The sequence below is a fragment of the Streptomyces sp. BK022 genome (assembly GCF_004217355.1).
Lineage (GTDB): Bacteria > Actinomycetota > Actinomycetes > Streptomycetales > Streptomycetaceae > Streptomyces > Streptomyces griseoluteus.
This window is the reverse complement of record NZ_SHKU01000001.1, coordinates 895670-913914: the sequence shown is the minus strand read 5'-3', so window position 1 is coordinate 913914 and position 18245 is coordinate 895670. Positions and strand designations below refer to the sequence as shown.

The 18245-nt window shown below is 73.8% G+C and carries 13 protein-coding genes; 8 read left to right on the top strand and 5 right to left on the bottom strand.

Features of this window, described 5'->3' with window-relative positions:
* Positions 1-87: 87 nt before the first annotated feature.
* The 4 genes from EV284_RS04215 to EV284_RS04200 all read left to right on the top strand — a co-directional run bounded on the left by EV284_RS04215 (position 88) and on the right by EV284_RS04200 (position 6267).
* Positions 88-303 carry a hypothetical protein gene (locus EV284_RS04215; protein ID WP_031179346.1) on the top strand — a complete coding sequence of 72 codons (216 nt, stop codon included), beginning with the start codon at positions 88-90 and terminating at the stop codon, positions 301-303.
* A 108-nt stretch (positions 304-411) separates the two neighbouring features.
* Positions 412-1218: an HlyD family efflux transporter periplasmic adaptor subunit gene (locus EV284_RS04210; RefSeq protein ID WP_130330324.1), complete on the top strand. Its 807-nt coding sequence runs from the start codon at positions 412-414 to the stop codon at positions 1216-1218.
* Entirely contained in the window at positions 1215-3449 is a 2235-nt protein-coding gene (locus EV284_RS04205; protein WP_207228901.1) for an NHLP family bacteriocin export ABC transporter peptidase/permease/ATPase subunit, read from the top strand. The genes EV284_RS04210 and EV284_RS04205 overlap by 4 nt, the downstream gene beginning before the upstream one ends.
* Position 3450: 1 nt before the next feature.
* The gene (locus EV284_RS04200) at positions 3451-6267 is read left to right on the top strand and encodes an NHLP bacteriocin export ABC transporter permease/ATPase subunit (protein WP_130330322.1); all 2817 of its coding nucleotides are present in this window, start codon (positions 3451-3453) and stop codon (positions 6265-6267) included.
* A 188-nt stretch (positions 6268-6455) separates the two neighbouring features.
* Here the strand turns inward: EV284_RS04200 and EV284_RS04195 are convergent, their stop codons facing one another.
* On the bottom strand, positions 6456-6878 hold the full coding sequence (locus EV284_RS04195; protein WP_130330320.1) for a subtilase-type protease inhibitor: 423 nt from the start codon (positions 6876-6878) through the stop codon (positions 6456-6458).
* Positions 6879-7329: 451 nt separating this feature from the next.
* Between EV284_RS04195 and EV284_RS04190 the strand changes: the two genes are divergently transcribed.
* Positions 7330-8889 carry a cytosine permease gene (locus tag EV284_RS04190; RefSeq protein WP_130330318.1) on the top strand — a complete coding sequence of 520 codons (1560 nt, stop codon included), beginning with the start codon at positions 7330-7332 and terminating at the stop codon, positions 8887-8889.
* A 14-nt stretch (positions 8890-8903) separates the two neighbouring features.
* On the opposite strand, the gene EV284_RS04185 is transcribed toward EV284_RS04190, so the two are convergent.
* Positions 8904-9812 (bottom strand): hypothetical protein, encoded by a 909-nt coding sequence (locus tag EV284_RS04185; RefSeq protein WP_130330316.1) that lies wholly within the window; start codon positions 9810-9812, stop codon positions 8904-8906.
* Positions 9809-10213, bottom strand: coding sequence for a hypothetical protein (locus EV284_RS04180; protein ID WP_130330314.1), 405 nt, complete (start codon positions 10211-10213; stop codon positions 9809-9811). The genes EV284_RS04185 and EV284_RS04180 overlap by 4 nt, the downstream gene beginning before the upstream one ends.
* A gap of 164 nt (positions 10214-10377) precedes the next feature.
* On the opposite strand from EV284_RS04180, the gene EV284_RS04175 reads away from it, so the two are divergent.
* The 3 genes from EV284_RS04175 (at position 10378) to EV284_RS04165 (ending at position 16130) form a co-directional block, all read left to right on the top strand.
* The gene (locus EV284_RS04175) at positions 10378-13683 is read left to right on the top strand and encodes a CHAT domain-containing protein (protein WP_242625558.1); all 3306 of its coding nucleotides are present in this window, start codon (positions 10378-10380) and stop codon (positions 13681-13683) included.
* Positions 13684-13717: 34 nt separating this feature from the next.
* Positions 13718-14878: a tetratricopeptide repeat protein gene (locus EV284_RS04170; protein WP_165425453.1), complete on the top strand. Its 1161-nt coding sequence runs from the start codon at positions 13718-13720 to the stop codon at positions 14876-14878.
* A gap of 85 nt (positions 14879-14963) precedes the next feature.
* On the top strand, positions 14964-16130 hold the full coding sequence (locus EV284_RS04165; protein WP_130330308.1) for a lactate 2-monooxygenase: 1167 nt from the start codon (positions 14964-14966) through the stop codon (positions 16128-16130).
* On the opposite strand, the gene EV284_RS04160 is transcribed toward EV284_RS04165, so the two are convergent.
* Both EV284_RS04160 and EV284_RS04155 read right to left on the bottom strand, forming a co-directional pair.
* Positions 16127-16483 carry an NIPSNAP family protein gene (locus EV284_RS04160; RefSeq protein WP_130330306.1) on the bottom strand — a complete coding sequence of 119 codons (357 nt, stop codon included), beginning with the start codon at positions 16481-16483 and terminating at the stop codon, positions 16127-16129. The two genes, EV284_RS04165 and EV284_RS04160, sit on opposite strands and share 4 nt — an antisense overlap.
* Before the next feature lie 28 nt (positions 16484-16511).
* Complete coding sequence (locus EV284_RS04155; protein WP_130330304.1) at positions 16512-18062, bottom strand: RICIN domain-containing protein; 1551 nt, start codon at positions 18060-18062, stop codon at positions 16512-16514.
* Positions 18063-18245 lie beyond the last annotated feature (183 nt).

Below are 18245 nucleotides of genomic sequence, written 5' to 3'. Positions count from 1 at the left end.
TGGAACTCCTCGCGGTCGCGGCCGTCATCTGTCCCCAGAGGGGGCCGCTCCCCCCTTATGAAGACCTATACGAAGGGAAGTTCTCCCATGAACTCCACCCCCCGTGTCGAGACCGTCGAGATCTCGGACGCCGAGCTGGACAACGTTTCCGGCGGTCTGTCCGTGAACGCCCTCTCCACCGTGACCGGCGCCGTCAACGGCATCGCCCCGGTTTCCGGCCTGGTGGACACCGTCGTCGGCACCGTCGAGGGTGTCACCGGCCTCAACACCGCCCCGGTCACCGGCCTGGTCGCCGGTCTCTGACCGCACCTCGGTGTCACCGAGAGTCCCGGACCCCCTCGCGGGTCCGGGACTCTCGGGCGTCCCGAAACCTTTCCGTGCCGTCGTCTCTCCTCGGGTGAGGGAAGTTCCGTGCAGTTCCGCCAACAGGCCCTCGCCAAGCTCCAGTCGCCGGAGGATCTCGACCTCCCGGTGCGGCTGGCACGTCCGCAGGGGTGGCTCGTCCTCGGTATCACCGTCGTCGTCATGGCGGCCGCATCAGTGTGGGCGGTGACCGGTTCGGTCGCCTCCACCGTGAGCGCCCCGGCCATCCTCACGCACGGGCAGGGCAGTTACGTCCTCCAGAGCCCCGTGGCCGGCCAGGTCACCGGTGTGCTCACCAGGCAGGGGCAACGCCTGCCCGCCGGCGCCCCGGTGCTCAAGGTCCGGACCGCGCAAGGCGATTCGGTGATCCGTACCGTCGCCGCGGGCCGGATCACCGCGCTGGCCGCGACCATCGGGCAGATCGTGCAGACCGGCGCCGACGTGGCCGCCGTGGAGAAGGTCGCACACGACTCCGACCCCCTGTACGCGACGGTGTACGTCCCCGCCGAGAACGCGGCCTCGATCCCCGCGCACGCCACCGTGGACCTGACCGTGTCCTCCGTACCGGCCGAGCGCTACGGCGTGCTGCGCGGCACGGTGAAGTCGGTGGACCGCACGGCGCAGACCCCGCAGTCGATCGGGGCGTTCCTCGGCGACAGCCAGCTCGGCAAGCAGTTCACCAGCAAGGGCCGCCCGGTCGCCGTCCTCGTCTCGCTGGACAAGTCGGCCTCCGCGAAGAGCGGTTACCGCTGGTCGTCGGCGGGCGGGCCGCCGTTCGGGCTGGACTCCATGACCCTGGCCTCCGGTGCGGTCCATCTGAGCGACCAGCGCCCGATCGATTGGCTGCTCCCGTGACCGCCCCGACCGACACCGCGCAGGAGAACCGGGGCCGCAGACGGGCCGCGCCGGCCCGCCGCCCGGTGCCCAAACCCCGTGGCGGCACGGTCCGTACGCCCACCGTGCTCCAGATGGAGGCCGTCGAGTGCGGCGCCGCCTCCCTCGCCATGGTGCTCGGCCACTACGGCCGCCATGTCCCGCTGGAGGAGCTCCGCATCGCCTGCGGTGTCTCCCGCGACGGCTCGCGCGCGAGCAACCTGCTGAAGGCGGCCCGGAGTTACGGGCTGACCGCCAAGGGCATGCAGATGGACCTCGCGGCGCTCGCCGAGGTGCGCGCCCCGGCCATCCTGTTCTGGGAGTTCAACCACTACGTCGTCTACGACGGCATGGGCCGCCGCTTCGGCCGGCGCGGGGTGTACATCAACGACCCCGCCAAGGGCCGCCGGTTCGTGCCCATGGAGGAGTTCGACGGCAGCTTCACCGGTGTGGTGCTGGTGCTGGAGCCGGGCGACGGCTTCAGCAGGGGCGGCCGCAAGCCCGGTGTGCTCGGCGCGATGCCCGCCCGGTTGCGCGGCACGGCGGGCACCCTGCCCGCGGCGGTGCTGGCGAGTCTGCTGCTGGTCGCGGTGGGCGCGGCGGTCCCCGCGCTGAGCCGTACCTACATCGACATGTTCCTGATCGGCGGCCAGACCTCGCTGCTCGGCGTGCTGTTCACGTCGATGGCGACCTGTGTGGCGCTGACCCTGGTGCTGACCTGGCTCCAGCAGGCCAACCTGCTGCACGGCCGGATCATCTCCTCCACGCTGTCCAGCGCGCGGTTCCTGCGCCACCTGCTGCGGCTGCCGGTCACCTTCTTCTCCCAGCGCTCCCCCGCCGACCTGGTGCAGCGCCTGCAGTCGAACGACCAGGTCGCCGAGACACTGGCCCGCGACCTCGCGGCGGCGGGCGTGGACGCGATCGTGGTCGTGCTGTACGCGGTCCTGCTGTACACCTACGACCCGCAGCTCACCTTCGTCGGCATCGGCGTGGCGCTGCTGAACATCGTGGCGATGCGGCTGGTGATCCGGCTGCGCGCGACCCGTACCGCGAAGCTGCGGGCGGACACCGCGCGGCTGACGAACACCTCGTACACCGGGCTCCAGCTCATCGAGACGATGAAGGCGACCGGCGGGGAGGACGGCTACTTCCGCAAGTGGGCGGGGCAGCACGCGGCGACGCTGGAGGAGCAGCAGAAGCTCGGGGTGCCGAGCGCCTGGCTGGGCGTGGTCGCGCCGACGCTGGCCACCTTCAACAGCGCGCTGATCCTGTGGATCGGCGGTCTCCGGGCGGTCGAGGGGCACATCTCGGTCGGTCTGCTGGTGGCGTTCCAGGCGCTGGTGGCCCGCTTCACCGCGCCGCTCACCCGGCTCAACGGCGTGGCGGGCCGCATCCAGGACTTCGCGGCCGACGTGGCCCGGCTGAAGGACGTGGAGAACTTCCAGGCCGACCCGCTGTACGCGCGTCCCGGCGGCGCCGACTCCACCCGCAGGCTGCGCGGGCACGTGGAGCTGGAGGGCGTCACCTTCGGCTACAGCCCGCTGGACAAGCCGCTGCTGACGGACTTCGACCTCACGGTCGGGCCGGGTCAGCAGGTGGCGCTGGTGGGCGGCTCCGGCAGCGGCAAGTCGACGGTGTCCCGGCTGATCTCCGGCCTGTACTCGCCCTGGGAGGGCGTGATCCGGATCGACGGCCGCAGGCTGGAGGACATCCCGCGCGGCGCGCTCGCCGCCTCGGTGTCCTTCGTCGACCAGGACGTGTTCCTCTTCGAGGGCTCGGTCCGCGACAACGTGGCGCTGTGGGACCCCTCGATCCCGGACGAGGCGGTGGAGGAGGCGCTGCGGGACGCGGCGCTGTACGACGTGGTGGCCCGCAGGCCGGGCGGGGTGCACAGCAAGGTCGAGCAGGACGGCCGCAACTTCTCCGGCGGGCAGCGCCAGCGGCTGGAGATCGCGCGGGCGCTGGTGCGCCGCCCCAGCATCCTGGTGCTGGACGAGGTGACCAGCGCGCTGGACGCGGAGACGGAGCTGACGGTGATGGACAACCTGCGCCGGCGCGGCTGCGCCTGTGTGGTGATCGCCCACCGGCTGTCCACGGTCCGCGACAGCGACGAGATCGTGGTGCTCCAGCACGGCACGGTCGTGGAGCGGGGCAGGCACGAGGAGCTGGTGGCGCGCGGTGGCGCGTACGCGGCGCTGGTCAGGGAGCGGTGAGATGACGTCCACGCACGACGGTGATCTGGTGCTGGGCGCCCTCGGCTCGCTGGGTACGCGGGTCGACTGCGCCGGCCTGAACCGGCTCGATCTCGAAGGACCACAGGTCCTCTGGCTGGTGGCCGCCGGCGCGCTCGACCTGTTCGCGGTGGACGCCGCCGAGCAGGGTCACTGGCACCACCTGGGCCGGCTGGAGGCGGGCGCGCTGCTGCTCGGCCCGGTCGCCGGACCCCAGCACTCCCTGGTCGCCCGCCCGGTGCGGGACTGCGTGGTGCACCGGGTCGACCTGCGCGAGCTGTACCAGGGCGCGCAGACCGAGACCTGGTCCTACGACGAGTACGGCAACCCGCAGTACGTGCCGCCCTCCTCCAGCCCGCTGGAGTACGCCCTCGCGCTCGGCGTCGGCCGGGGTCTCTCGGTGCTGTTCCAGGCGCCGCTCGCCGAGGACAAGTCGGTGGCGCCCTCGGACGACGACGTGTTCTGGATGCAGGTGCCGCCGGGCAGCGTGCAGTACGGCTCGGTGTACGGCGCGGAGGCGGCGGCCGACCTGCTGATGGACCCGGGGCTGTGGCAGAGCCTGGTCGACCAGCAGTACCGGCTGCTGACCGCGCTGGACCGCTGGATCGAGCAGCTGGAGCGCACCCACGAGACGCGGGCGGCGGCCGGCATCAAGGCCGGTGAGGCGGTACGCGCCCAGGCCGACCAGACCTTGCTCGCCTCCATCGGCAAGCGCTCGGACCGGCGGACGACGGCGGCCGACGCGGACGCCGGTTACGCGGCCTGCAAGCTGGTCGCGCAGGCGGCCGGGATCACGCTGGCCGACCCGGCGCGCGGGATCGGCGAGAGCGAGCGGCTGGACCCGGTGGAGCGGGTGGCGCTGGCCTCGCGCGTAAGGGTCCGGGCGGTACGCCTGGAGGGCCGCTGGTGGCGGGAGAACGTGGGCCCGCTGGTCGGTCACCGGGCGCTCTCGGGTGCGCCGGTGGCGCTGCTGTGGCGCCGGGGCGGCTATGTGGCCGTACAGCCGGCGACCGGCCGGGAGACGCCGGTGGAGAAGGCGAACGCGGAGGAGTTCGAGCCGCGGGCGGTGATGTTCTACCGGCCGCTGCCCGAGAAGCGGCTCGGCCCGCTGGGCCTGCTCCGGTTCAGCCTGGGCGGCACGCGGAACGACGTGCTGAACCTGCTGCTGGCGGGGTTGGTCACGGTGGCGATCGGCGCGCTGGTGCCCGTCGCCACGGGCAAGGTGCTCGGCGAGTACGTGCCGCAGGCGCGGGAGAACCTGATCGCGCAGGTGTGTCTCGCGGTGATGCTCAGCGGGGTGGTGTCGGCGGCGTTCACGCTGCTGGAGAACCTCACCATCCTGCGCCTGGAGGGGCGCATAGAGGGCTCGCTCCAGCCGGCGGTCTGGGACCGGCTGCTGCGGCTGCCGACCCGGTTCTTCAGCGGGCGCTCCACCGGCGAGCTGGCGAGTGCCGCGATGGGCATCAGCTCGATCCGGCGGCTGCTGGCGGGCGTCGGCCCGGTGGTGGCGCAGTCGGTGACGATCGGCGCGATGAACGTCGGCCTGCTGCTCTACTACAACGTGCCGATGGCGATGGCCGCGATCGCGATGCTCCTGGTGATCGGCGCCGTCTTCACGGGGCTCGGACTGTGGCAGGTGCGCTGGCAGCGGCGTCTTGTGACGCTCGGCAACAAACTGAACAACCAGGCGTTCCAGACCCTGCGCGGGCTGCCCAAGCTGCGGGTGGCGTCGGCGGAGAACTACGCCTACGCCGCCTGGGCCCGGGAGTTCGCGCGCAGCCGGGAGCTCCAGCAGAAGGTCGGCCGGATCAAGAACCTCAGCTCGGTGCTGGGCGCGGTGTATCTGCCGGTGTGCACACTGGTGATGTTCATGCTGCTGGCGGGCCCGGCGAAGGGCGCGATGTCGGCGGCGTCGTTCCTCACCTTCAGCACGGCGGTGACGATGGTGCTGACCTCGGTCACCCAGTTGACCGGCGCCTTCGTGTCGGCGGTGGCGGCGCTTCCGCTGTTCGAGGAGCTGCGCCCGGTGCTGGACGCCACCCCGGAGGTGCGGGCGGGCAGCACCCGGCCGGGCCCGCTGACCGGCGCGCTGGAGGCCCGGCGGCTGTCCTTCCGGTACTCCGACGACGGCCCGCTGGTCCTGGACGACGTGTCCTTCTCGGTGCGGCCGGGCGAGTTCGTCGCGGTGGTCGGCCCCAGCGGCTGCGGGAAGTCCACCCTGCTGCGCCTGCTGATCGGCTTCGACAAGCCGGTCTCCGGCAGTGTGCTGTACGACGGCCAGGATCTCGGCGCGCTGGACCAGTCCGCGGTGCGGCGGCAGTGCGGGGTGGTGCTCCAGCACGCGCAGCCGTTCAACGGTTCCATCATGGACGTGGTCTGCGGCACCGAGCCGTACTCGCCGGAGGAGGTCATGGCGGCCATCGAGCTGGCGGGCCTGGCGGAGGACGTGCGGCGGATGCCGATGGGGCTGCACACGATCGTCGCCGGGAGCGGCGCGGTCTCCGGCGGCCAGCGCCAACGGCTGATGATCGCGCAGGCGTTGATCCGCCGGCCGCGCATCCTCTTCTTCGACGAGGCGACCAGCGCCCTGGACAACGACACCCAGCGCACGGTCATCGAGTCCACCCGCAAGCTGAACGCCACCCGGGTGGTGATCGCCCACCGGCTGTCCACCGTGATGGACGCGGACCGGGTGGTCGTGATGGAGGACGGCAAGGTGATCCAGCAGGGCACCCCCGCCGAACTGCTCGCCGACACCGGCGGCCGGCTGCACGAACTGGTGCGCAGGCAGCTCACGTAGGGATGGATGTGCCGCTTCCCGGCAAGGCCCCCCACGGGCCTGGCCGGGAAGCGGCTGTGGGTCCGGAAGGCGGCGGCCCCACTCCGCCTCACCCTCCCGGTACGGGATCGCCGGCCGCTCCGCCCCAGGGGCCGCACTCCCCAGTTGCGAAAACCGACCCTGCGGCACGGAGTCCGTGCGATCCCGGTCTAGAACGCGAAGACGCTGCTGCCGAGCGCGTCCTTCGCGCAAGCGTTGCCGAACGTGCGCTCGTAGGCGACCCGTTGGCCCTGCCAGACACCCTGGACGGTGACGACCACCGGGTCGTACAGCCGGGTGCAGTGGACGTCGGCGCGGGCCTTGAGAGCGGTGAAGTCGCCTCCCACGCCGCGCAGTTCGGCACAGGCCTCCGCCGCGGCCGGGTGCGTGCCGGTGGCCGTCGGGGCGCAGCTCAGGGTGACGGCGCGCTCCGGGGTGACCGTGGTCGCGCTGTCGCCGTGCCCGGTGGTGAGGACCAGTGCCGAGGGCGCGTACAGGGAGGCAGGCGCGGCTACGGCGGAACCGGTCAGGGGTCCGCAGACGGCGGCGGCGGTGAGGCCGAGGGCCGCGGCCCAGCGCGCGGTGTTCCGCATGGTGTGCATCCTTCCGCTCGATTTTGAGGGTGTGCCGCCCGTTGCCCGGTGGGGCGCCGCGACGGCGAGCGCCACTCTGCCGAGTCCGCAGCCGGAACACACATCCCACCCATGACTTTCGGTAACATTGCGTATTGAATCAGTGGCGCGAAGTCACAGAATTCGAACACCTCCACCCCTCAACGCCGGGCTTTCCGAACACGGGGGTCCGCCCGATGGCCGGAACTCACCGCCTGCGCAATCGGCCTGAAACATTCCGCCCGCCCGCGCGGGGGCCGCTTTCACGATCCGCCCGCGACACCTTCACGATTCCTCGCGTTCGCGCGGGTTTCGCCGGGCCCTCCCGATGGTCGAACCCTCCACCGGGGCGGCCGAGGATGGATGAAACGTCCCCTGGCTCGCCGTGCCGATCCGGCCGTACGGTCGGCAGACCCGGCCCCAGGAGCCCTCGTTGACCCCACAGCACCCCGACTCCCCCGCCCCGGCGCCCTCGCTCACCGAGGTCGAGCCCTACGGAGTCGAGCGCATCCCCGACGCGGAGCGCACCGCGACCCCGTTCGACCTGTTCCGGGTCGCCTTCGGGGGCGCCAACACCTTCTCCACCTGCGTCCTGGGGGCGTTCCCCATCCTCTTCGGGCTCTCCTTCCGGCAGGGCCTCGCGGCGACCGTGCTCGGGGTGCTCACGGGTGCCCTGATCCTCTGTCCGATGGCGGTTTTCGGCCCGGCCAACGGCACCAACAACGCGGTCTCCTCCTCGGCGCACCTGGGCGTGCACGGCCGCGTGGTCGGTTCCTTCCTCTCCCTGCTGACGGCGGTGGCGTTCTTCTCCATCTCGGTGTGGAGCTCGGGCGACGCCCTGGTCGGCGGCGCGCACCGCCTGTTCGGCCTGCCGCGCGGCACGCTGTCGTACGTGGTCGCGTACGCGCTGTTCGCGGGACTGGTGCTCGCGGTGTGCGTGTACGGGTTCCGCTTCATGCTGTTCGTCAACAAGATCGCGGTCCCCTCGGCCACGGTGCTGTTCCTGCTGGGCTCGGTCGCCTTCGCCGGTGACTTCGACCCGTCGTACGGCGGCTCGTTCACCGCCTCGGCGGACGCCGCGACGCGGGCGATGTTCTGGCCGTCCTTCATCGGCGCGGCCCTGATCGTGCTGTCCAACCCGGTGTCGTTCGGGGCGTTCCTCGGTGACTGGTCGCGGTACATCCCGGCGGACGTCCCGCGCCGGCGGGTGGCCGGCGCCGCGTTCCTCTCCCAGCTCGCCACCCTGCTCCCCTTCGTGTTCGGCCTGGCGACGGCGAGCATCATCGCCACCAAGGCCCCGAAGTACGTCGACCCGGCCGCGCCCGACTTCGTGGGCGGGCTGCTGGCGATCTCTCCGAGCTGGTTCTTCCTGCCGGTGTGCCTGCTCGCCCTGATCGGCGGCATGTCCACGGGCACGACCGCGCTGTACGGCACCGGGCTGGACTTCTCCTCGGTGTTCCCCCGCCTGTCGCGGGTGCGGGCGACCATGCTGGTCGGCGCGGTGTCGGTCGCGTTCATCTTCCTCGGCCGGTTCGCCCTGGACCTGGTGCAGTCGATCTCCACCTTCGCCACGATGATCATCACCTGCACCACACCGTGGATGGTGGTGATGATCATCGGCTTCTTCACCCGGCGCGGCTGGTACGACCCGGATGCCCTCCAGGTCTTCAACCGCCGACAGCGCGGCGGCCGTTACTGGTTCGCCCACGGCTGGAACTGGCGCGGGATGACCGCGTGGTGGGTGTCGGCGGCCCTCGGCATCCTCTGCACCGACATCCCGGGGCAGTTCGTCGGCCCGCTGGGCGGCCTGGCGGGCGGGGTCGACATCAGCCTGCCGCTGTCGCTGGCCGTGGCGGCGGTGCTGTACCTCGCCCTGCTGTGGCTGTTCCCGGAACCGCGGGCGGCCTACGGGCCGGAGGGCGCGCGCTGGGTGCCCACGCGGGAGCTGCCGGTGCCACCGATCACGCAGGTGCCGGCGCCGGCCGCCGTGTGACCTCGCCGACCGGCTCAGTCGGGCTTGCTCAGCAGCCGGGTCACCTCTTCGCCGGTCTCCGGGGTGAGACGGCCCTCGCACGGCAGGCCGAGGGCGCGGGCCAGGTCCGCGCCCTGGAGGTCGACCAGGGCCTCCGCCAGCTCCGCGAAGGACGCCGCCGCCGCACGGCCGCGTACGACACCCGTCGCCGTCGTGGCGGCGCCGACCAGCGCGGCGGGCCACCACCACACGGCCGCCAGCAGATAGGCCAGGCCCCAGGCCGTCAGCCGGGCGGCGGCACTCAGGGCGGCCCGCGCCGTGCCGAGTTCGGCGCGGGTGCTGTCGGGGGCGAGGAGCCAGAGGTGGGGCCAGGCGGCGGCCAGGTCCAGGCGGTACGCCCGCCACACGCGCCGGTCCGGGGTCGTGACCCGGTCTCCGGTCCAAAAGGGGTGGCGCGGCGCCACGAGCCCGAGCTCGTTGCGCCGGGCGTACCGCGACTCCGCCTCCTCCGCCAGGGCGTCCGCGTCGGCCGCACCGCCCAGCCGGGCCCGGCCTGCGGCGATCAGGGCCGTGCGGTAAGCGCCGTCGGCGGCCCGCCACTCGCGCGCCCGGCGCTCCGTCAGCCACCGGGTCACCGGCCCGCGCGGGCCGGTCAGCCAGATCCGCTCCACCAGCGCACCCAGCGCCTGCGCACCGGCACCTGCCAGCGCGGCCCCGGCCAGCACGGCGACCGCGCACACCGCGAGCACACCGGCGCTGTGCGCGCCCGGCGCCCCGGCGAGGGCGTCGAGGCGCTCGCGCAGCCGGCCGGTGTCCCGCCAGTGCCGCTGGCCGAGGGTGACGGCGGTGGCCAGCAGGGCGAGGTACACCAGGCCGGGAACGGCCAGCAGGGCGAGCCAGCGTTCGGCCAGCTTGCCGCTGAGCGCGTTGAGGAAGGCGGTCACGGGCGCAGCCTGATCTCCCGCAGTGGCCGTCCGAAGATCCGGCACCGGGCCGGGCTCTCGGGCTCGGGGGCCTCCACGCGGGCGCAGCCGCCACCGGGACACGCAAGTACGCGCAGCAGCGGGTGCCCGGCGCCGGGAAACCGCTGATAGACGGGCGGGGTGTCGGTGCGGTACGAGCCGAGGCCCGCGGTGAGACCGGCGGCCAGCAGGAGGTCCTCCAACTCGTCGAAGGAGTCCTCGAGTTCCTCCGGCGGGCGTCCGCCGCGCACCTCGGTGGTGATGTGGTCGATCAACCGGTCCCCCTCGGGGCCGAGTTCGGGCGCCCGCACGGCCAACCGGTGGCAGAGGGCCGCCAGCCGCTCGTGGCCCGGGCCGCCGTCCCCGTCGTCATGCCCGCTCATCGTCTTGACCTCCCTGGACCAGCCGACCGGCGACTCAGCATAACGAGGGCACCGCGCGGAGCACTTGGGTAAAATCGGGCTCGGGACTCGAAAACCCATGGCGTCACACACGGGGGCCGGTCATGTCGGACGCGCACGGAGCGGCTGGGCGCGCGCTCCGCCAAGTGGCTGCGCTGATTCGCGAGTTCGACCGGACAGGTGACCGTCTTCCGCTGGACAGCGCGGTCGGGATCTCCCGGGAGGCCCTGCGCGCGGCGCCACCCGGAGGCCCCGTACCCGGCGCGTGCCGGGCGGCACTGCGCAGCACCCTCGTGATGCGCTGGTCGGCGTTCCACGACCGGCGGGACCTGGACGAGTCGATCGCCGAGGGACGGGTGCTCACCGCGGGCCCCGCCCCGGACGAGCAGGACTTCCGCCTCCTGGGCGCCATGCTGGCCGACCGCCACGCACTCACCCGTGATCCGGCCGACCTGGCTGCGGGCATCGCCGCCCTGCGCCGAGCCGCCGAGCTGCCCATGCACGGCGGGGACAACCGGCCCTTCATCCTCGACACCCTCGGCGGCCTGCTGGCCGAGCGCGGCGAGGCGACGGGCGACCCCGCCGACCTCGCGGAGGCGGAGCGGCTGCGCCGGGTGGCCCTGAGCCTGCTGACCGAGGACTCGCCGGAGCTGCCGACCGTACGGAACAACCTGGCGGCGACCCTCCGTCACGCCGCCGAGCTGTACCGGAACCCGGACCAGGCGCGGGAGGCCGTGGAGCTGCTGGACGCGGCCCTCACCGGCACCCCGCCCGACTCGCCGCGCCGACCGCAGGCGCTGCTCAACCTGGCCACGGCCTGGCAGACGAAAGCCGAACTGACCTCCCGGGCGGCCGACGCCGAGGCCATGGTCGCCGCACACCGCGCGGCCCACGCCCGGACCCCCAGGGGGCACCCGCTGCGGGTGCGGACCCTCACCGGGCTCGGGGTGGCCCTCCGGCTGGCGGCCGCGCACACCGAGGACACCGGTCAGCTGCGGGAAGCCGTGGCCCTGCTGACCGAGGCCGTGCGGGAGACACCTCGGGGCAGTCGGCCGCTCCCCCACCGGCTGAACAGCCTCGGCAACGCCCTGCACCTGCTCGGGGAACGCACCGGCGAAGCGGCTCTGCTGGACGAGTCGGTACGCGTCCTGCGCGCCGCCATCGCGGAGCCCTCGCCCCAGGAGGAGGGCCACTTCGAGCGGGTGGCGAACCTCGCCCTGGCCCTGCGCGAGCGCTACCACCTGACGAGCGACCTGGAGACGCTGCGCGAGGCCGCCCGGCTGGCCCGGCTGGCGCTGCACACGCCCCGTACGGCTCGGGACTCCGACATCGCGCTCGCCAACCTCGGGGTGATCCTCCAGACCTGGTCCGACCGGACGGGTGACGCGGACGCCGCGAGCGAGGCCGTCGACGCGGCCCGCGAGGTGCTCGCCCGGACCCCGCCGGGCGGCAGGGAGCGGGCCATGCGGCTGAACCACCTCGGCAACGCCCTCTCCAAGCGGTACAAGTGCGGGGGCGACCAGGCCGATCTGGCGGAGTCGGTCGCGGTACTGACCGAGGCCGTGGAACGGACGGCGTACGGCACTCCGGGGCACGCCGACCATCTGCACAACCTGGGTCTGGTCCAGCTCACCGGGGCCCGCGCGGCCGAGGACCCGGCGCTGCTGAACCAGGCGGTGACCACGCTGGGCCGGGCGGTGTGGGCCTCGGCCCCCGGCGCGGCCCACTTGGCCAACCGCCTCCAGTCGTACGCGTCCGCGCTGCGCACCCTGCATGAGGTGACCGAGGACCCGGCCGTGCTGCTCGCGGCGGAGGACGCCTACCGGCAGGTCGCCCGGATCACGGCGCTGCCCGCGGCGCAGCGGGTCCGGGCCGCGTACTCCTGGGGCATCGCCGCGGGGGACGCGGGCCGGTGGGAGCAGGCGCTCGAGGGGTTCGAACTCGCCCTCACCCTGCTGCCGTTCAGCATCACCAGACGGCTGAACCGCAGCGACCAGGAACACGGGCTGACCAGTGTGCAGGGGCTGGCCGCCGATGCCGCCGCGTGTGCCGTGCAGCTGGGCCGACTCGACCACGCGGTGCTGCTGTTGGAGCAGGGGCGCGGGGTGCTGCTCGGGCAGACCATCGCGGCGCGTGCCGAACTGGAGCGGCTGCGGGCCGCGTATCCGGCGGCCGCCGACCGTTTCACGGGGCTGCGCGAGCTCATCGAGGCGCTGGACTCCACGGAGGGCGAGAACAGCGAGGGGACGGACGCGGAGGGGCGGAACGCCGACGAACGGCACGCGCTCGCGGCCCGGTGGGAGCGGCTGGTCGGCGAGATCCGCGCGCTGCCGGGCTTCGGCCGCTTCCTGGCCGGTCCGAGCACCGCCGAGGTCCGGGCGTGTGCCGGGCAGGGGCCGGTGGTCGTGGTGTACGCGAGTCCGTACCGCAGCGACGCGCTGGTGCTGCTCCCGGACCGGGTGCTCCTGGTCCCGCTGCCGGAAGCGGGACTTCCGGCGGTGGAGAGGCAGGTGGGACGCCTGACCGCCGCGCTCGCCGAGGCGGCCGCCCCGGACGGGGAGCGGGCCGCGCAGGAGGCGGTCGCGGCGGTGCTCGCCTGGACGTGGGACCACGTCACCGGGCCGGTCCTGGACGCGCTGGGGCTGTCCGCTCCGCCCCCCGACGGCGCCTGGCCGAGGGTGTGGTGGTCGCCGGGCGGGCCGCTCGCCGCGCTGCCGCTGCACGCGGCCGGTCACCACGGCGACCCCACGCGTACGGTGCTGGACCTGGCGGTCTCCTCCTACACACCGACCGTCCGCGCCCTGGCCTACGCCCGTGCCCGCGCGGCGGGCCCTCCGCCGGCCGGGCGTCTGCTCGCGGTGGTCGTCCCGGACGCCCCCGGAACCCGCAGGCTCGGCGGGGTGCGCCGGGAGGTGCGGGAGCTGAGCGCGCTGCTGCCGACCGAGGTGGTGGCGGGCGCGCGTGCCACGTTCGCCGGGGTGCTGGCGGCGCTGCCCACGCATCCGTACGTGCACTTCGCCTGCCACGGGGTGAGCGAGCCCGACGACCCGTCCCGGGCGCGGCTGCTGGTGCACGACCACCAGGAGCATCCGCTGACGGTACGTCACATCTCGCGCCTGGAGCTGCCGGACGCCCGGCTGGCCGTGCTGTCGGCCTGCGAGACGGCGCGGGGCTCGGAGCGGCTGGCGGACGAGGCGATCCACATCACCTCGGCCTTCCAGATCGCCGGATACCCGCACGCGATCGGCACCCTCTGGCCGGTGCACGACGCGGTGGCGGTACGCGTGACCCGGAGCCTGTACCGCGGGCTGCGCGCCGAACCCCACGCCGGATCAGTGAAGTTGGATGCCGAGCGGGCGGCCCTCGCGCTGCACCACGCCGTCCGGGAGTGCCGGACGGCCTTCCCCGGCAGCCCCAGCCTGTGGGCCGCCCATGTGCACTCCGGGGCGTGAGGCACCGGAGCCGGACGAGAGGAGGGGCCGGGAGATGGCCCTTGGACGGCGCGGTAAGCGCAAGGACGACGCGGGACGGGACGCCCGGCCGACGCCCCCGCCCGAACCGGAACTGCCCCCGGCCGCCGACCTGGTCGTCACGCTGCTCGGCGACGACGGCAGCGAGCAGGAGATCTCACGTGTCGGCCTGCCCCCGCACGAGTTCTACGGCATGCGGGCCAACGCGGCCCATCAGCGGCTCGGCCCCGAACACCCGGACACCCTCCTGGCGTTCCGTGACTACGCCCGTGCGCTCACCCACATGAAGGGCCGCCAGGAGGAGGCGCGTGAGCGGCTGTGGGACCTGGTGCGCATCCAGTCCCTCACCATCGGCTACGTCCACGAGGACACCCTGACGACCGCCGCCGACCTGGCCGGACTGATGCACGTGACAGGCGAGTTGGGCAAGTCGGAGGAGGTGTGGCGCAGCGTGTGGACCAGCCGGGCCGAACTCCTCGGCCCGGACCACCCGCACACGCTGGACAGCGCCTCCTCCCTGGCCTCGGTGCTGGAGGACCTGCGCCGCGAGGCGGAGGCGGCCGCCCTGCGCCGGGACGTACTGGAGCGCCGCAAGCGCCTGCTCGGCCCGGACGACCCGGCGGTCCTGTCCGCCACCGGCAGCCACGCGGCGGCCCTGGTCAAGGCCGGCCACTGGGCGGAGGCGGAACGCGAACTGCGTTCCCTCATCGCCCGGTTGGAGCGCCGGGGCCTCCAGGACGACGGCACCGGCCTGGCCGCCCGCGCCAACCTGGGCGCCGCCCTGTGCCGGCTGGGCCGCCTGGACGAGGCGGAGGGGGTGCTGCGCGCGGTCCTCTCCGCACAGCAGCGCGCCAAGGGGCCGGACCACTCCGACACCCTCACCACCCGCAACAACCTCGCCGCCGTCCTCCACGCCCGCGAGCGCTACGCCGAGGCGGCCCACACCCTCCGCGAAGTCCTCGCCGTCACCACGCGCCACAAGGGCGAGTCCCACCCCGACACCCTCCACGCCCGCGACAACCTGGCCAACGTCCTGATCGACAACGGCGACCACGCGGAGGCCACCACCCTCCTCACCCGTTGCCACACGGACTACACCCGCGCGTTCGGCCCCCAGCACCCCCTCACCCGCACGACAGCGGAACGGCTTGCCTGGCTGCGGGACAACTCGGCCTGAGCGTCCCCTTCCCGGCCACCCACGGTTCGGGGCACCTGAGGCACACTGAGCCGAGCATGACACCCCAGGAAGAGGGAGCGGCGGCGTGGGTGCTCGGTGGGCCGACTTTCAGTACGAGATCTACCTGAACGGAATGAACGGGACAGTCCCCCGGCTGCCCACCGATCTGACCCGGCTGGAGGAGCTGGCGGAGCACCGGCTCGGGCCGGGCCCGGTCGGGTACGTCGCGGGGAGCGCGGGGAACGGGAGCACCGAGCGGGCCAACCGCACCGCCCTGGAGCGCCGCAGGATCGTGCCGCGCATGCTGCGGGACGTCGAGGAACGCGACCTTTCCGTAAGCGTGTTGGGGCGTAGGCTGCCCGCGCCGCTGGCCCTCGCGCCCGTCGGCGTGCTGTCGATCATGCACCCGGACGCGGAGTGCGGGGCCGCACGGGCCGCCGCCGCGCAGGGGGTGCCCTTCATCCTGTCGTCCGCGTCGAGCACGCCCATGGAGACGGTCGCGGAGGCGATGGGGGACGCCGAGCGGTGGTTCCAGCTCTACTGGGGCAGCGACCGGGAGGTGACCCGGAGCTTCCTGGGCCGGGCACGCGCGGCCGGGTTCTCGGTGCTGGTGGTCACGCTGGACACCCCCCTGCTGTCCTGGCGCCCGCGCGATCTGGACCGGGCGTACCTGCCGTTCCTGCACGGCGTCGGCACCGCCAACTACTTCACCGACCCCGCCTTCCGGGCGGGGCTCGCCAAGCCGGTGGAGGAGGACCCGGACGCGGCCGTCCTCCGCTTCCTCGGCCTCTTCGGGGACGCCGGGCACACCTGGCCGGACCTGGCGTTCCTGCGGGAGCACTGGGACGGCCCGATCGTCCTCAAGGGCATCCTGCACCCGGACGACGCCCGCGCGGCCGCCGACGCCGGGATGGACGGGGTGGTGGTCTCCAACCACGGCGGGCGTCAGGTCGCCGGTTCCGTCGCCGCCGCGGACGCCCTGCCGGGCGTCGTGGGCGCGGTCGGCGACCGGCTGGACGTGCTCTTCGACAGCGGCATCCGCACCGGTGACGACATCGCCAAGGCGCTCGCCCTGGGCGCCCGCGCGGTCCTGCTCGGCCGTCCGTACGCGTACGGGCTCGGGCTGGACGGCCAGGCGGGCGTCGAGCACGTCGTCCGCAGCATCCTCGCGGAACTCGACCTGACCCTCGCCCTCTCCGGCCACGCTTCTCCCGCCACCCTGAACCCGTCCGTCCTGACGGAGGAGCCCTAGGGGGTGTCCGCTGGACCGCTCCCCGGCTGTCCTGGCGGGGCCAGGTCGCCGGGGAGCATGGGGCGCATGAAGGTGCGCTCGTGGCGCAGCACGCATCCGCTCTCGTCGCGGATGCGGTCCGCCTCGATGAACTCGGGGTCCCGGCCGAAGAGTTGACGGTACTCCTCGTAGGCGGCCAGGCTGGGGAACGTGAACAGGGCCAGAGCCTCGTCACTCGCGCCCTCGGCCGGCAGGAAGTAACCGTGGTGCACGCCGCCGTGGGCCCGCACCAGCTCCATCCAACGCCGGCCGAACCGCTCGAAGGCCGCGGTCTTCGAAGGGTCGATGGTGTACCGCACGACACATGTGATCACGGACCAAGGCTAGGGGCCGGCGCGTCGGTCAGGCAGGGGTCTCGGAGGCCTCCGCCGCCGACAGCGTGCCGGGGGTGGCCGAGGGGGTGTCGGTCAGCCAGTGCTGGGCGGGCGAGCGGTCGCGGAGGGAGACCACGATGTCGGCGCCGGGACGCGCGTCCGACGCGGCCAGCGCGAGGGTCTCGTCCCAGAGGGGCAGCAGCTCGCCCCGTACCGTGAGGTCGTACCGCACGTCCTTCCCGCGCTCGGTGCCCGCGTCGTCGCAGGTGCCGAGGATGACCACGGCGGCGTCGGCGTGGGAGTCGAGGCACAGCTCGGGGTCGGCCTGGCTGTGCAGGAGGCCGTCCGCGTCGTACGTCCACTGCTGGGTGACGGCGTCCGAGCACAGGGCCAGCGTCACCAGCCCGCCACGCTCCGGCTCGCCCTTGATGCCCAGGCACAGCGCGGCGCCCGCGTTGCGCAGCCGGATCGGCCGGCCCGCCAGGGGCGGGGTGGCCGAGGCGGTCGCCGACGGCTGGGCCGTACGGGGATCGGCGGCGGGCGCGGCCCCGGCGGAGGCCACGGGGGTGCGGCCGCCCTCGGCCTCCGGCCAGACGGCGAAGGCCAGCCCGGTCGCCAGCAGTCCGGCCGAGACGACCCCCGCCCCGGTCCGCAGCGACCATCCGCCACCGCGCCGCCCCGCGCCCCGCTTGCCGGTCCGCCGGCGCCCGCCGGAACGTGGGGTCTCGCTCCGGGCGGTGGCGGCCTGGCCCCGGCCGGGCCGGGAGTCGAGGTAGCGGCGGGCGCCCCAGCCGAGGACCGCCTCCGCGAGCAGCAGCCCCGCCCCGCCGTGGATCTGGCCGAGCTGTTCGGCGGCGTGCCGGCAGTAGGCGCAGGCGTCCAAGTGCTGCCGGACATCGGGCAGTACGCCCCCGCCCCGGCGCGTCGGCACATCGAGCAGCCGGTTGTAGTGGCGGCACTCCCCGGTGGGCGCCAGCTCGCGGTGTGCGCGCAGCACACCCGCGCGCAGCTTCTCCCGGCTCTGTTCGAGCGCGGCGGCGGCGCCCACCGGGTCCACGCCGAGCAGGGCGGCCGGCACGGTCACGGGCTCGGCCTCGACCTCGGTGTGCCACAGGAGCGTCTGTTCCAGCCGGGGCAGCTGGTGGAAGGCGCGCTCGGCGAGGGTGCGGTTCTCCGGGGTGAGGGAGTTCGCGGCACGCATCCCGCGTCCCCCGGCGGGCTTGGCGAGGCCGGGCAGGACGGCGGTGAGGCGGTCGGTCGCCGCCCAGTCGAGGACGGTGTCCCGCACCGCCACCAGCAGCCGGGGACGCAGCGCCTCCGCGGGCTCGCCGAGAGCGAGCCGGCCCAGGGCCTGGTGGAAGACGGCGGCGGTGACCATGTGGGCCAGCGGTCCCGGTCCGGCGAGGCAGATCACGGCGTAGTCGGCGGCGGGCTGCCAGTGCCGGGCCATCAGCAGGGCGGCGGACCGGGACGCCTCCGTGTCCGAGCCGGCGCGCAGCGGCGCGGCCGTGGACTCGTCGGACTCCCCCGCCGCCGTGCCGGGCAGGTAGGGGGGAAGGGGAGGCTGAGGGGTGGTCACTGAGCGGTTTCCTTTGGCGCGTGCGGAGCGTGGGAGCGGTCCTCCGGGGTGCGCACGGAGTGAACGGGACCCGCGGCTTCGCCCCGGCGTCCCCCGGCCAGGTGGCCCGACTGCCGAATCGGGTCCGGACTTCACCCCCCGCGCGGGAGTGTCAACCCTCGCACAACTTCTCCACACGCAACA